This window comes from Gymnodinialimonas sp., assembly GCF_059726805.1.
On record NZ_AP041059.1, the window covers coordinates 3265733 to 3280496 of the forward strand.

Sequence of the window (14764 nt, forward strand, 5' to 3'; positions counted from 1 at the left end):
GCATGCAAATCTTCCCCTGCCCCTTCTGCGGACCCCGCGCCGAGACCGAGTTCCACTTCGCCACTGTGGCTGGCAGGGTGCGTCCCGAATGGGCGCCGGACACGGGTGAATGGGCCCGTTACCTCTACGGCGAAGAGGCACCGAAAGGCGTCACGCAAGAGGTTTGGCTGCACACAACCTGTGGGGAATACGTCTTGCTTACCCGCGATTCGGTAACGCGGGAAATCTCCGGATCGGAGGCATTGCGATGACCGGTTGGCGGCATCCCTCCCTCGGCTCTGAAATCGACCGAACGAAGCCCCTGCGCGCCAAGGTGGATTGGCAAACCATAAAGGGATTTCAAGGAGATACCCTCGCCTCCGCTCTCCTTGCGTCCGGCCCCCGGACCATTGCGCGCAGCTTCAAATACCACCGCCCCCGTGGGCTGGTGGGTTTCGGTGCGGAAGAGCCAAACGCACTTTTCGATGTCATCGAAAACGGCATCACAATGCCCAATTCCCGGGCCACTCTTGTGCCGCTCAGCGATGGCCTGCGCGCCCATGCCGTCAACGCGCACCCTACAGCGCTAAAGGACCGGGCCAGATGGCTGGATCTTCTGCACCGCGCGATCCCTGCCGGGTTTTATTACAAGACATTCATTGCAGGCGGCTGGCCCCTTTACGAGACGCAAATTCGCAAGATGGCGGGCCTTGGGCGCCTTGATCCGGGCACCACTCCTGCTGCTGAGACGCCCTCGCGCCACGCGCGGTGTGATACCTTGGTGATCGGCGGCGGCGTGGCAGGTATGCTTGCGGCGAGGAAGGCGCTCAAGGCCGGAGGCGCGGTTTGGCTGATTGAGCAATCGCCCCATTTGGGCGGCGCATTACGTTGGCGCGGCGGTGACATCGATGGCCAACCCTGGCGCGAGTTCGTAGCCGACACCTGGAAATCGATCCTTGCTTCTGGTGGGAAGATCCTCACAAAAACAAACGCTTGGGGTGCTTTTGATCACGGCCTCATCGCGGCCTTTCAAGAAGGCGCGCCCGGCGTTCGTTGGCAAATCCGCCCCCGCCACACGGTCCTTGCTACGGGCGCCATCGAGCGCCCCCTTTGGCCCGCGGGCAATGACATCCCCGGCGTCATGTCCGCAGAGGCCGCGCACCATTACCTCTCCCTTTATGGTGCCGTCGCGGGGCGCCGCATTCTGCTTGCGACGGGCTCGGATGCCAGCTATGCAACAGCGGCGGCCTTGGCCGAGGCCGGCGCGTCCGTCACGCTCGCAGATTGCCGAAAGGACACGCCCCTCGCACCCGAAGGCGTTCGGCTCCTGACAAACCAGCAACTACAATCGGTTCAAGGTCGAACCGAAGTCTTTGGTGCCACGTTCAATGATACCTTTCTGACCGCCGACACCGTGCTGATGTCCGGAGGCTGGACCCCCTCTGTCCAACTCCACTGCCAGTCTGGCGGCAAGTTGGACTGGGACGCTGCAAAAGATGCCCTCGTGCCGCGTCCGGGCAGCGGGCACATGCAGGTTGTGGGTGCCGCGAACGGCACGTTCGGTCTTGCAGCGACTTTGAGGGAGGCTGGCCTTCCCGCTGCCGACAGCACAGATTGGCACTGGAAACCGGCGCGTCCAAACTCGCAAACCAAGGGGCGTGTTTGGATAGATTTCCAGAACGACGTAACTCTTAAGGACGTTAACCTTGCCGCGCGGGAGGGCTTTACCTCGGTCGAACATCTCAAACGCTACACCACCCTTGGAATGGCGACGGATCAAGGACGCACTTCGAATTTCGCGGGCCTGGCCGCCATGGCCGAGGCCACGGGGCGCAGCATACCCGAGACTGGCACGACCACCTTCCGTCCCCCGGTCCAACCCCTGCCGTTCACCGCGATTGCCGGGCGCAGGCGTGGGGATTTGTTCAACCCCCTCAAGCGCTTGGGGCTGGAAGATCTGCACCGTACCCAAGGCGCAGAGTTCCGCGAGTATGGCGGCTGGCTACGCCCGTCCGCCTACGGGGCCGATGAAGAAGCGGCCACACAGCGGGAGGCTAAGGCCGCGCGGGACACCGTCGGGATCTACGACGCCTCCCCCCTCGGCAAGCTCGACGTCATCGGCCCCCGCGCTGCTGACCTCCTCGATTTCGCCTTCTACACTCGGCTCTCAACACTCAAGCCTGGCCGCGCGCGCTACGCGCTGATGTTACGCGAAAATGGGATCGTCTTTGACGATGGCGTCGTGTTGCGCGTGGCAGAAGACCACTTCGTCGTCTCCGCGTCCTCGTCCCACGCCGAAGCCGTGCGCCACGTGTTGGAAGATCCACGCCAGGATCGTTTCGAGCCGGCGCAAGTTGCGATCCACGATATCACCCAAGCCTGGACGACGCTTACCGTCACGGGCCCGCGCGCCAAGGCACTGATGGATATGGCAGGTCTTCCGTCCGACTGTGCCGCCATGGGCCTGACGCGTTCTACCTGGCGTCAAAGGCCGGTGCGGGTCGCACGGATCAGCTTCACCGGCGACACCTCGTACGAGGTTTCAGTCCCGACGTCAGACGGCCCGGCCCTTCACGCCGCGATGGAGGCCGCGCGTGCCCAAGTTGGCGGGGCCTGGATAGGCCTCGAGGCGGTGATGATCCTTCGGGCCGAAAAGGGCTACATCGTGATCGGCAAGGATACGGACGGCGCCACCATGCCGCACGATCTGGGCTGGGGCGGACCACGGGACAGGCGTGAGGACGAATACCTTGGTAAACACGCGCTCTTTTCCGAGGCCGCTAAGGCCCCGGATCGGCGCGTGTTGGTCGGGCTGGAAAGCGCTGAGCTACTGCCCGTGGGCGCGCATTTGGTGCCCATTGACGCCCCCCGCCGCTCGCTTGGGTTCGTCACGTCAAGCTACAAGAGCCCCACGTTGGACCGCCCCATTGCCTTGGCCCTGCTAGAAGCGGGACATGGACCCGATGCGGGCGTGTTCCACAACGGCGACGTGACCCGCGCCCGTATCGCGCCGCCCTGTGCCTTCGATCCCAAAGGGAAAAGATTATGATGCGGGAACGCCAATGGAACGACCGCCCCCTCGCGGAGGGGGCCACCGTGGAGGTCGCAGGTCTTGTCATCCAAAGGGCAAGCACAGAGCCCCTTTGCCTGATTTCTGGGAACCTTATCAAAGCGATGGCAGACCTGGCACCGGGTGCGAAGACGGTCGGCCTCCATGCACTTCGCGGTGCAAATGATGGGGTACGCATTGCCCGTGATCGGGCAATGCTGGTGGGTGTCGAGGGCGAAGAAGGCTGGCACGAAGGCTACGCGTGCAGCCCTGCGACAGGGCTATACGCACGATTTGACCTCTCCGGACCCGCCCTGCAGGACGCTTTGGCCGAGGGGACCAGCGCCGATTTGGATGCGGGATCACCTTCTGCTGCGGTACTTTTTGCCGGGCAGACCTGCTTGTTGACGCGCAGCACCATTGGTGCCGAGCTGTGGGTCGAGGCCGCCTTTGCCACCTTCATGACAAGCTGGTTAACGCGTCGTCAGTAAGGCGTCTCCACCGGCTCGAACCGGTCCAACGGCTGTGCCGCGATCTTGTGGAGCACGTCGATCACGCCGTCCACGTAGTGCGCGGCGGTAGCGCGGCCCTTCTCGGCGGTGGCAAGGTGCGCCTCTCCGGCGACGCCCGCCGGGTTCACGTCAGACGCGATCCATCCGTGAGCGATCGGCCCGACGGGCGGGATCTCCCCCTGTTGATGGGTCCAACGGAAATCCTGCGCCTTGGTCATATCGACGGTGTCAGGCCGAAAATGCAGCATAAGGGACGTCTCATTATCGCCGCCGTGGATGCCTTGGGCGGCTTCCTGGGTCGAGAAAACGCCCTCCGGCGTGCCGCCAGCACCCCAGCCCATGCGCACGCAATACATGCCGGCGCGCACGCGCAACTCACGCGAGACGATTGAAATCAAATCCATATTTCCGCCGTGGGAGTTCACGATCAACATCTTGCGCACCCCGGCGCGGGCCACTGACAGACCGATCTCGACCCAGGCTTTCATCGCTGTCTCGGCCGAAAGCGTCAGGGTGCCGGGCGCCCAGAGATGTTCATTGGATTTTCCTACGGCTTGCAGCGGCAACACGCGGATATCGAGCGCGTCCGGACAGCGCGCGACCAACTCATCACAAAGGCCCTGGTTGATCATCGCGTCGACACCGACGGGCAAATGCGGCCCATGTTGTTCCACGGCCGCGACGGGCAGGATTGCGATCGTGCGGTCGGGGTCGATCTGAAAGTCAGGGGCCGGATAGTCGATCCAATAGCGGCTCATTCTGCGGGCGCTCCTTCCGGGTTTGGCAACGGACCGATGAGTTTGTCGGTCTTTGCCGCGACCGTGGAAAGGTGCTTGGCAAGCGCCTCTGGCGTCGCGCTGTCCATCAAGTATGTCGCCGCGAAGACCTTCTTGGCACGCGGCTTCAACAGGAAGCCGACGCCTCGCAAAAGCGTGCGACGACCCGGGGCACCCACCATCCGGGTCAACCACCAAGAGGCACCACAGGTTGTGAAAACGCCCATCTTTTCAATATGATGAAGGCCCGGACGGATGGTTTCGCCTTCCGCCTTCGGCATCATGAACGCCACATCGGGCAACAACACACGGTCCAGCCAGCCCTTCAACATCGCAGGCAAGCCGTACCACCACGTGGGGTAGATGAAGATCAGCGTGTTGCACCATTCGAGGTCTGCGACATGACCTTCGACCGGCGCGCGGTTGGCCGGAGCATCGAGGTAGTCAGTCCACTCAGGCGAGGTTAAAACGGGCTGGAAACCTTCGGCGTAGAGGTCACGCAAACGGATCTCTGCGCCAGACGCGGAAAGACGCTCCAGCACCGTATCGCGCACGGCTGAGGCGAAAGAGCCCTCTTTCGGATGACAATAAACAACCAGCGCGCGCATTCAAAACGACTCCATTTCTGATGCCACGCGCGCAAGAAACGCGTCACACGCGGCGGGGGTAACGTTGTTCATATCGTATTGGGCAATGTAGCGGATTTTTTCGGGTCTCAGGGTCCCGAAAGCAACCCGTTTGATCAGTTTTTTCGGAGGGTCCCCAGCCAGAAACGCCCGCCACGGCGTGCTGCCATAGGTGGTGACAGCCGCAAGTTTGCGGATGTTCGTAAGGCAGGGCGTCAGCTTGCCTTCCCGGAGGTCGAATGAGACGCCGGGCAACATGACCCGGTCAAACCATCCCTTCAGGATCGCCGGGTAGCCGAAATTCCAAACCGGGAAGCAAAGGACCAACGCGTCGGCGGCACGAAGGCGATCAACGTAGCCTTGTACAGGCGCAGTATTGGACGCGGTATCGTGGTAGCCGCGCCGTTCCTCGGCGCTGAGCACCGGGTTGAATTGCTCGGCGTAGAGGTCGCAATCGTCAACCTCCCACCCTTTTTGGTTAAGGGCGTTAACCACTTCGCTATGGGCCGCCCCACCAAGGCTTTCGGCGACCGGGTGCGCATAAAGGACCAGCGCCTTGGCCATTTACTCTGCCGCCGGTTTGGCTTGCAGACCGGGCCAAGCGTACATCTGATCAAAGCTGTAATCAGGCTCTTCCCACGAGATCATTTTGCCGGGGTTGAGCAGCCCTTTCGGGTCTGCCTCACGCTTGAAATCAAGCTGGCGAGTATCGACCGCCTGGCGCCCACCCTCTTCCAGCGTATAGCGGTGCGGGTTGAAATTCATCGCACCGTTGGCCTCGTGAAGGGCGATAATCTCGTCGAGCCGTTCCTCAGACTCGAACTTCACCAATGTCAGCCCCGCCATCGAGACGCGGCCGTTTTGGCGCATGACTTCAATGTGTTGCAGGCATTCAGGGCTCAGCTCATCGCGCATGGTTTTGGCCAGGGAGACGGGGTCATCGGTGCCGTAGGCGATCTGGAGATAGGTGATCTTCGGGTCCACTTTCAGGGCGCGCAAGGTGGTGTGGTTCCAGCCATACTCAAACACGTGGCCCGGATCTTTCGACCAGGTGCTAGCGTCACTGCGGTAGATGGGCCGCGCAGGATAGGCGGCGGTAAATGTCTCCCACGCCGGCATGGAATGGGGTGCAACCATCAGGGCGACAAGGGCGTCGCCCTGTTCAACGTGGGGGGCAACGCGCTGGAAGTATTCCTTGGCGATAGGGGCCTCAAACACGGTGGCGAGTTTGATGAGAAGGCCGTCGCATGACGCAAGGTCGTAGGAATACTGCAGTGCTTCATCAAAGCTGTCGAAGGCCACGAAAATGCCGGTCCAATCGTAGGCGGGGGCCAGCGGAATCTCGATTTCGGTGATGATACCGTTGGTGCCGTAGGCATGGGACACGCGGTGCAGATCGTCGCCGGTAATCTCGAGGACGCGGGGCGTTTCCTCCATCGTGACGACGCGCAGACGGATGATATTGCCCGGGTCCCGCAAAGCGCCCCACCGGACCGAGCCGACACCACCCGAGCCCCCGGCGATGAAGCCGCCGATGGTGGCCGTCGCCCAAGTGCTTGAGAACATGCGGATTTCCTGGTTCGAATCCGCAATGCACGCGGCATCAAGATCTTTCAGTAGGCACCCGGGCTCAACCACCACACGGCCTGGGGCGATTTTCTTAACGGCGTTCATCTTTTGAAGATGAAGCACGCATCCACCCGCAAGCGGCATCGCCTGACCGTAATTGCCCGTGCCCGTGCCGCGCGTGGTGACGGGCACGTCGTGGGCATAGCAAACGCGCAGGATCTCGATGACCTCAGCCTCATTCACCGGCGTCGCGACGAAGTCGGCAACAACATGGTCCAAGCGGTCTTTGAGGACGGGAGAATACCAAAAGAAATCGCGGGACTTGGATTTGACGGACGCGGGGTTGAGATCGACGTCGATTCCGCTCGATTGCAAAGCCGCGATGGCTGCTTGGATATTCATATTGCAGGTCCTCCTTGCCCAACCGCGCCGCCTGTTGCGGGTGCCATCAGGTCGTCGAGTTCGGAATAGTCGGGCAGCGTGCGGTCGATTTGGACGCCACCTCGGATGACAATGCGGTCCGCCTGCGGGCGGGCAAAAAGCTCTGTCCATTCGCGGGCACGGCAAATCACTAGATCGGCTGGCGCGCCGGATGCGAGTGACGGCGCGGTGAAGTCGCAGGCGAGGGCTGGATTGCGCAGGAACGCATGGGTCCAATCGTCGTCAGAGTGATCCAGATGACCGATGCGCGTCGCCTCGCGCATCACCTCGATCATGTCCATATCGCCGTAAGCATAGAACGGATCGCGCGTGTTATCGGAGGCAAAGCTGACGTTGATGCCGCGCGCCTTCATCTCGTGCACCAGCGTGATGCCCCGGCCGCGCGGAGTCCGCGCGCTGTGACGGTCCTGCAGGTAAAGGTTGCACATCGGCAAGCTGACGACGTCGATCCCCGCTTTGGCAACGAGGTCAAGGGTTTCCAAAGCGCTGGCCTCCGCCATCACCGACAACGAACACAGGTGCCCGACGGTGATTTTTCCTTTGAAGCCAGTCTCTAACGCGATTTCTGCGATATCCTTAAGCGTATTAACACTTGGGTCCATCGTCTCATCGACGTGGAAGTCGAGGTCCATGTCGCGGGCGGCGGCGGCCTCAAAATAGGTCATCAGCCAGCTGCGGAGGTCTGCTTCTGGATAGGTCACCGCGCCGAGGGTCCCGCCGTGGGACGCCACAAGGTCACCACAGGCGGCCACCGCCGCCGGGTCCGCTGCCATGTCGATGCCCGTTAGAACGGCGGCCTGAAGCTCGACCCGATCCGCCCATTCGTCGCGGATCTCGGCGAAAACATCCCAGCTGACGCGGGCCTCATCGGTATCCCCGAAGTAATCCAGATGCGTCCGGATCGCGCGGGTGCCGTGGGCGTAGGCGCATTTAAGGCTGAAATTCATCCGAGGCGGCAGATCAACGGTGTCCCAGCGCCCGAACTTGTCGGCGCGCACGGTTTCTAGCGCGCCCATGAAGGTGCCGTCGGGGTTGGGGGACCGGGGCCAGATGTGGCCCTTGTCCAGATGGGTATGCATGTCGATGAAACACGGGAACACCATGGCGCCGCCCATATCGACTGGTGTGCCACCCCCCGCCGCAATCTTCCCATCGGCGATGCTGATCGCCGTGCGCACGAGCCCAGTTTGCCCGATTAGACAGCCCGGAACGGTCATATTTTCAAGGCGGATCGCACCTTCGGGAAGCGTCTTGAAGTCCATGCTCATTCCCGTTTCAACGCCGACTCGTGCCACTTGCGCAGCGCCAGATGGGCGGTCAGCGAGGTCGCCGCATAGATCACCACGCCGGTGACCGCGATCAGGATGAGAGCGGCGAACATACGGGGGATGTTGAGGCGATATCCCGCCTCCAGGATGCGGAAGGCGAGGCCCGAGGCGAGGCCGCCGGAACCCGCGACATACTCGGCGACAACGGCGCCGATCAGCGCCAGACCTCCCGCGATCTTCAAACCACCCAGGAAGTACGGAAGGGCCGAGGGCAGTTGCAAATGGATCAGGCGCTGCCACCGGCTGGCGCGGTAAATACTGAACAAATCCCTCAGGTTATGGTCAGCGGACTTGAGGCCAAGGGTTGTATTGGCGAGGACCGGGAAGAAGGCGACGATCCACGCGCAGAGCAGAAGGCCGACCAGACGGCTTTCGATATAGATGAAGATCAGCGGCGCAATCGAGACGATGGGCGTGACCTGCAAGATCACCGCGAAGGGCGAAAACGACATCTCTGCGAACTTCGATTGGGCGAACAGGATCGCCAGGCCCACCCCGCCGATGATGGCGATGATCAGCGCCAGAAGCGTGATGCGCAGGGTCACCAGAAGCGCGGGGAACAGGATGGCGCGATCGGTCCAAAGGGTCTCTAGCACCAAGCCGGGTCCGGGCAGCACGTAGTGAGGTATTTCATTAACCACGACGACGCGGTGCCACGCATAGATCGCAATGGCCATCACGACGACGGGGATCACCCAGCGGGCAATCGCCTCTGTCTTCTTGCGGCGCACGATCCGTTCTTCTTCCGCATCGAAAAGCGGGCCCCGATCCTGGCTGTGGTCTTGCTCGGCAATGGCCATCAGTGCGCCTCCTCCGGGGACATGGTGGATTGCAGGGTGTCGGACGTGTCGCGTGCGATGCGGGCGTAGTCAGACGAAGTGCGCCAATCAATGCCGCGCGGATACCCTTCGGGCACTGCAATTTCCGAGATCACGCGCCCGGGGCGCGCGGCCATGACCAGGATGCGGTCAGACAGGAAGACGCTTTCAAACACCGAATGGGTGACGAAAATCACCGTGGCGTTGGTCTTGGCCTTCAGGGCCAAAAGGTCATCGTTCAACTTCTGGCGGGTAATCTCATCGAGCGCCGCGAAGGGCTCATCCATCAAGATGAGGCGCGGGTTGGTGACCAGCGCGCGGGCGATGGAGACACGCATTTTCATGCCGCCCGAAAGCTCGCGCGGGTAGCGGTCCTCAAACCCGGACAGGCCGACAAGCGCCAGCGCTTCGTGGATCTGATCGCGACACGCGGCCAGTGATTTGCCGCGCAGCCGGAACGGGAGCCAGACGTTTTTCTCGACCGTGGCCCAGGGCATCAGGGTCGGTTCCTGGAACACGACACCCAGATCATCGACGCTCGCGTCACCTTCCCACGAGATCCGCCCCAGGGTAGGCCGCATCAGGCCCGCGATCAAACGCAATGCCGTGGATTTTCCACAGCCCGACGGCCCGAGAAGCGAGATGAAATCGCCCTGCCGGACGTCCATCGACATGCGGCGTAGCGCGACGACGTTGCCAGTGAACGTCTTGTCGACCTCTTGCATGCGCAGAATCGTAGGGCGGGTTGTGGTCGTTGTCGGAAGGTCTTCGGGCACGGATCAGGTCAAGCTATGCTAAGCGAAAAAGCCCCGCGCGATGAATGCCGCGCGGGGAAATAGGTGGCGGTGCCTTAGGGGCGCAGATCCAGACCCAAACCCTGGTTCACGAACTCGGTCGTGTAAGCGGTAGAGATATCAAGCCCGTCCGGCACGACGCCTGCCTCAACCATGGCGGCGTAGAACTCTTCCATCCGCGCGTCCGTCATGGCGCCGATGCCCAGTTCCAGCGTGTCGCCACTGTCCACAATGCCGTTTTCCGTCATCGCGGCGACGGCGTAGTCGATGGCCTCTTGGGTCATGTCGGGGTTGTCGGCCATGATCAGCTCATTGGCCGCCGTTCGGTCGCCGTACATGTAGTTGTACCACCCCAGGATGGAGCCGTTGACGAAGCATTCCACCACCTCGGGGCGTTCCTCGATGGTGGAGGCGACCGTTTGGATCGTTGTCGAGTAAGCCCCGAAACCGGCGTCGGCAATCAGGTAGACATCCGGCGCCCATCCCGTCTCGCGCTCGACCGCGAAGGGCTCGGAGGACAGGTATCCCTGCTGAGCGGCGTCTTCGTTCACCAGGAACGGGGCCGAGTTGAAGGTATAGGTCTGGCGTTGGTCATCGGTGAAGCCATAGGCCGAGCGCATCCATTCATAGTAGGGCGCACCGTCCTGGACGATCATCGTCAGCTCGGTCATCTCTTCAAAGGACGACACGCGGCCCGGGTGGGTCAGCAAGACCTGCGGATCCTTTTGGAACGAAGCCATGACATTCACCAGTGGCAGGTCCTCGGCCACCCCGAATAACGCGTCGAGCGTGCCGCCCATGTAGAAATCGATCCGGCCCGCCAACAAAAGTGCGGTGTTGTTCACCTGCGGACCGCCCGGCACGATGGTGACGTCCAGGCCGCATTCAGCGTAGGTGCCGTCGGCCACCGCCTGATAAAAACCGCCGTGCTCCGCCTGCGCGACCCAGTTGGTGCCGAACGAAACGGCGGTCAGGTGCCCATCGGCCAAAGCCGGCGTCGTGGCAAGAACGGTGGCCGCCAAAAGACTGGCGGTTTTAGTGAAATGAATGGTCATGGAATCCCCCTGTTTCGGCTCCGCCTCAGTTGGACAATCGAGGCGGATCAGCGGCAAGGTATGGGCCTGTCAGAGCCCCTATTCCGGGGTATCTGCACATTTCTTGGGCGCTGATCGAGCACTATGCTGAAAATGATAGCATGCCCCAGCGTCAATCCAAGCGGGAATTGCCTCTTTCGGGTTTGGCGTCTTTTACTACGGCCAACACTGCGAAGGATCGCCCGATGCGCATGCTCTCCCCGCCCACAATTGCCGCCCCATTTGCGCGCTATGCCCATGGGGTGGAAGTGCCCGCGGGCCATCGCCTTGTGGCAACCTCCGGGCAATTGCCGCTGGCCGCAGACGGCAGCGTGCCCGAGGGGGCCGAGGCGCAGGGGCATCTGTGTTTCGCCAATTGCGCGGCGATCCTGGCAGAGGCCGGCATGGGGCCAGAGGACGTGATCCGCATCAACGCCTTTGTCACAGACCGCGCGCATATGGCGGGCTACATGGCCGCGCGCGATGCCTGGCTGGCCGGGATGGAAAGACTGCCCGCATCCACCTTGGTGATCGTCTCGGGCTTCACCCGACCGGAGTTCTTCGTGGAAGTCGAAGTGACCGCGGCTAAAGCGTGACGCGCTGACCCGTCCGAATGCTCTCGTCCGCTGCAAGGCAGATCGCGAGCGAGCGCACGGCGCCTTCCAGATGGCGGCTTAGGTCCAGATCCTCGGCAATGGCGCGGCGCACGAAGGCCTGTTCCGCATCGCAGAGCGCCTGGTGGCCCGGTTCCGCGTCCAGCGCGATCATCCGGTCGCCCTCGGGTCGGTGCACCAAAAGCCCACCCACCTTGGTATGCCCGTCGATATCCGCGCTATCGGCCTTGTCGGCATCTGTAATCGAGACGGAACCATTAGGGCTGATCACGTCCTTCACGAAAAACGCCGCCTCGGACATCATCGGGCCCCACCCCGCCTCGTACCACCCGACGGAGCCGTCGTCAAAAAACACCTGGAATTGCCCGTAGTTATACATGTCCGGCGCGATCTCATCGCTCAGGCGCAGGCCCATGCCGTGGACCGCCGTGGGCTTGGCGTCGGTGATCTGGCACCAGACATCCACGTAATGCACCCCGCAATCGACGATGGGGGAGGTCGTCTCCATCAGCGCCTTGTGGGTCTGCCACTCCGCCCCCGTGGATTGCTGGTTCAGGTTCATGCGGAACACGTAGGGGCCACCCAATGCGCGGGCCTCTTCGATCAGGCGCATCCAGCTTGGGTGATGGCGCAGAATGTAGCCGACGACGACTTTATTCCCCGTCTCCTCCGCCACCGCCTGCACCCGTTTTGCGTCCGCGACCGTCGTGGCCAACGGCTTTTCGACAAACACATGGGCACCCGCCCGCATCGCACGGATCGCCAGATCTGCGTGGCTGTCAGAATACGTCGCGATCACGACAAGGTCCGGGCCAAGCGCCAGGCCTTCCGAGATACTTTCGATCATCGGATAGGCCCGCAAGGCATCCGGCAGATCGCGCGGCGAGCGGTTGACCAGCCCGATGACCTCCACCCCCGGCACCGCGTGGTGGGCCAGCGCGTGGCTTTGGCCCATATTGCCGAGCCCAATAATCAGTACGCGCATCAGGCCCCCCTAGCTTTCCAACCGGCGGGCCTCGCCGATATCAACCTCGCGCCCCGTCATCCGGGACCGCACGGCGGCAAAGGCCATGGCGAGGCTGCGCAGGTTTTCCGCCGCGCCGTTCGATGGCTCGCGGTCTTCTTCGATGGCACAGAGCAGCTCTCCCATCGTGCCCTTGAAGCCGTCGTTGAACCATTGGCCTTTCAGCTGCGGCCTCGCGATACCCTCGGGCGTGGTGAGCGTGACCTTCTGCTGGCTCAGATCCGGGCCGTCCGACACCATGGACCCCGCCGTGCCGCCCACGAAGGTGGTGTCGCGCGGGCCGTGGGGCACGCCGCCGTCAAACACGAGCGAGGCCTGCCCACCGTCCATCCGCACCATCGCCTGGGCCAGAAGCGGCACCTTGTTGGCTTGGCCCGTGGCGCGGGCCGCACTGGCGAAAACGGACGTCGCACGGTCGCCCACGATGGAGTTCACGAAGTCGAACCAATGGACCCCGAAATCGTAAAGGATCAGATCCTCGATCTCGTCAAACGGGGTGCCGGCTGTCCAGCCGTGGGTCCAGTGGATCGCCAGATGCACCGACAGCACATCCCCGATGTGCCCCGCGCGCGCGGCCTCGCGCATGAAGGCAAAATATGGCGCCCACCGCGCGTTCTGGTTCACGGCCAGCTTCACGCCCCTGTCCTGGGCCAGCTTCACCAGATCCATGCCGATATCCAGATCGATCACGAAGGGCTTCTGGCTGAGGACGTGCTTGCCCTTGTTCAGCGCGGCCCGGATCATATCGGCGCGGTGCTCGGGGTGCAGCGTGATGTCGACCACATCGATGTCCGGGTCATCAATGACGTCCTGCCAACTGTCAGAGACGCGCGCGGCGGGGGAGAACTCCGCCGCCTTGGCGCGCGCCTTTTCCTCCGTCCGGTTCCAAAGGGCTGCAACCTCCCACCCCGCATCGCGGTAGGCATCAAGGTGGGAGCCCGAGATCCCGCCTGTCCCGATCATCCCGATCAGGGGGCGGTAGGTCTTGGGCATCGGCGGCTGATAGGCGATGTCCGGCGGCTCGATTTCAGGCAGGTCGGCGGCCTTCAGGGCATAGGTGTCGCTATCGCCTGGGTCCTCCGAGCTCATGGCAGGATCTCCAAGGTTCGTTTGGCGGCGGCAGAGGCGGCGGCGGTGTCCACAATGCGTTGCGCCGTCAGGCATAGGGCCGGGTCAAAGGGGCCGTCGGGCTTTTCGCCTTTGGCAATGAGATCAAGGATATAGGCGATGGCATCCGCGCGCCCTTCGGGCAGCGGATCGACGGGGATGTCATGCTTCTCGGGTCGCGCACGGCTTTGGACCGTGACGGCAGAAGCATAGTCCGGGCTGCTGATTGTCCCGTCACTTCCGACGAAAACGAAGCCACAGGTCGGCTGCGGGTTCACGGTCCAGGGGTCGGTGAACGTGCCCCATCGCGTCTCCATTTTGGACAACCCGCGCGCATAGCGGACGACGGCGATGGCGTGCTGGTCAACCTCGATCCCCGGCGTGTCATCGACGGTGCAGGTGACCTCCAACGGGGCCTCGCCGCCCATGTACCAGGTCCCAAGCGTCGCGCCATACCCCATGTAATCCAGCAGGCTGCCACCGCCGGAACGGGCCTTGTACCACCAGCTGTCGGGCTTTTGCGCCTCCACCTCCTCCTGCGAGACCTCGACCTTGTCGGCGAGGTGATAGAGCGGCCCGCGATTGCCGTCATAGAAGTGAACTTCCCGCAGCTCACCGATCATCCCCTCATCGATCAGGCGCTTGGCGGTAAGGTGCGACTCGACCCAGGCCAGGGGCCAATTGATCGACATGATCTTGCCGGTGCCTGCCATCGCTTTCATCATGCGCCGCGCGTTGTCAGCACTATCGGCGAAGGGCTTCTCCACATGGATATGGAGGCTGTGGGGCGCGAGGCGTTCGGTCATCTCGGCATGGTCCGCGGTTGCGCAACACAGGATCGCAACGTCATACGGGCCTGCGGCCATACAGGCGTCGAAATCCGTGAACAGGGCCGCGTCGGGGACGTTGAACATGTCAGCAGCGGCGGCCATCTTGCGCCGGTCCGGATCGTAGAGCGCGCTGATTTCAGCATCAGGATGGGCGTCCACCATCCGCAACAGATCACCCATATGCATATGGTCGAAACTGATGCCGACAACCTTGTAAGTCATGG

General features: G+C 62.6%; 15 protein-coding genes. 4 read left to right on the plus strand and 11 right to left on the minus strand.

From position 1 onward, the window contains the following. Positions 1-2 precede the first annotated feature (2 nt). Genes AC6I9R_RS15935 through AC6I9R_RS15945 form a run of 3 tightly spaced genes read left to right on the plus strand, consistent with a single transcriptional unit; the run spans position 3 to position 3519 of the window. Positions 3-251: a sarcosine oxidase subunit delta gene (locus AC6I9R_RS15935; protein ID WP_461426553.1), complete on the plus strand. Its 249-nt coding sequence runs from the start codon at positions 3-5 to the stop codon at positions 249-251. After that, complete coding sequence (locus AC6I9R_RS15940) at positions 248-3028, plus strand: 2Fe-2S iron-sulfur cluster-binding protein (protein WP_461426554.1); 2781 nt, start codon at positions 248-250, stop codon at positions 3026-3028. Before AC6I9R_RS15935 ends, AC6I9R_RS15940 begins: the two co-directional genes overlap by 4 nt. Next, entirely contained in the window at positions 3025-3519 is a 495-nt protein-coding gene (locus AC6I9R_RS15945; RefSeq protein WP_461426555.1) for a hypothetical protein, read from the plus strand. The genes AC6I9R_RS15940 and AC6I9R_RS15945 overlap by 4 nt, the downstream gene beginning before the upstream one ends. On the opposite strand, the gene AC6I9R_RS15950 is transcribed toward AC6I9R_RS15945, so the two are convergent. From AC6I9R_RS15950 to AC6I9R_RS15985, 8 genes are all read right to left on the minus strand, one after another. After that, entirely contained in the window at positions 3513-4298 is a 786-nt protein-coding gene (locus AC6I9R_RS15950; RefSeq protein WP_461426556.1) for a creatininase family protein, read from the minus strand. The genes AC6I9R_RS15945 and AC6I9R_RS15950 overlap by 7 nt on opposite strands. Then, positions 4295-4924, minus strand: a complete 630-nt coding sequence (locus AC6I9R_RS15955) for an NAD(P)H-dependent oxidoreductase (protein ID WP_461426557.1) — start codon at positions 4922-4924, stop codon at positions 4295-4297. Before AC6I9R_RS15955 ends, AC6I9R_RS15950 begins: the two co-directional genes overlap by 4 nt. Next, a complete protein-coding gene (locus AC6I9R_RS15960; RefSeq protein ID WP_461426558.1) occupies positions 4925-5506 on the minus strand; it encodes an NAD(P)H-dependent oxidoreductase in 582 nt (193 codons plus the stop codon). Further along, on the minus strand, positions 5507-6913 hold the full coding sequence (locus tag AC6I9R_RS15965; protein WP_461426559.1) for an FAD-binding oxidoreductase: 1407 nt from the start codon (positions 6911-6913) through the stop codon (positions 5507-5509). Beyond that, the gene (locus tag AC6I9R_RS15970) at positions 6910-8214 is read right to left on the minus strand and encodes a cytosine deaminase (protein ID WP_461426560.1); all 1305 of its coding nucleotides are present in this window, start codon (positions 8212-8214) and stop codon (positions 6910-6912) included. Before AC6I9R_RS15970 ends, AC6I9R_RS15965 begins: the two co-directional genes overlap by 4 nt. 2 nt (positions 8215-8216) lie before the next feature. Then, the gene (locus AC6I9R_RS15975) at positions 8217-9080 is read right to left on the minus strand and encodes an ABC transporter permease (RefSeq protein WP_461426561.1); all 864 of its coding nucleotides are present in this window, start codon (positions 9078-9080) and stop codon (positions 8217-8219) included. Then, complete coding sequence (locus AC6I9R_RS15980; protein WP_461426632.1) at positions 9080-9823, minus strand: ABC transporter ATP-binding protein; 744 nt, start codon at positions 9821-9823, stop codon at positions 9080-9082. The genes AC6I9R_RS15975 and AC6I9R_RS15980 overlap by 1 nt, the downstream gene beginning before the upstream one ends. A gap of 125 nt (positions 9824-9948) precedes the next feature. Next, the gene (locus tag AC6I9R_RS15985) at positions 9949-10947 is read right to left on the minus strand and encodes an ABC transporter substrate-binding protein (RefSeq protein ID WP_461426562.1); all 999 of its coding nucleotides are present in this window, start codon (positions 10945-10947) and stop codon (positions 9949-9951) included. A 224-nt stretch (positions 10948-11171) separates the two neighbouring features. On the opposite strand from AC6I9R_RS15985, the gene AC6I9R_RS15990 reads away from it, so the two are divergent. Beyond that, positions 11172-11561: a RidA family protein gene (locus tag AC6I9R_RS15990; protein WP_461426563.1), complete on the plus strand. Its 390-nt coding sequence runs from the start codon at positions 11172-11174 to the stop codon at positions 11559-11561. Here the strand turns inward: AC6I9R_RS15990 and AC6I9R_RS15995 are convergent. The 3 genes from AC6I9R_RS15995 to AC6I9R_RS16005 are packed head-to-tail and all read right to left on the minus strand — an operon-like array spanning position 11551 to position 14762. Further along, complete coding sequence (locus AC6I9R_RS15995) at positions 11551-12564, minus strand: Gfo/Idh/MocA family protein (RefSeq protein ID WP_461426564.1); 1014 nt, start codon at positions 12562-12564, stop codon at positions 11551-11553. The genes AC6I9R_RS15990 and AC6I9R_RS15995 overlap by 11 nt on opposite strands. Positions 12565-12573: 9 nt before the next feature. Beyond that, on the minus strand, positions 12574-13692 hold the full coding sequence (locus AC6I9R_RS16000; RefSeq protein WP_461426565.1) for a Gfo/Idh/MocA family protein: 1119 nt from the start codon (positions 13690-13692) through the stop codon (positions 12574-12576). Further along, entirely contained in the window at positions 13689-14762 is a 1074-nt protein-coding gene (locus tag AC6I9R_RS16005) for a Gfo/Idh/MocA family protein (protein WP_461426566.1), read from the minus strand. Before AC6I9R_RS16005 ends, AC6I9R_RS16000 begins: the two co-directional genes overlap by 4 nt. Positions 14763-14764: the final 2 nt, after the last annotated feature.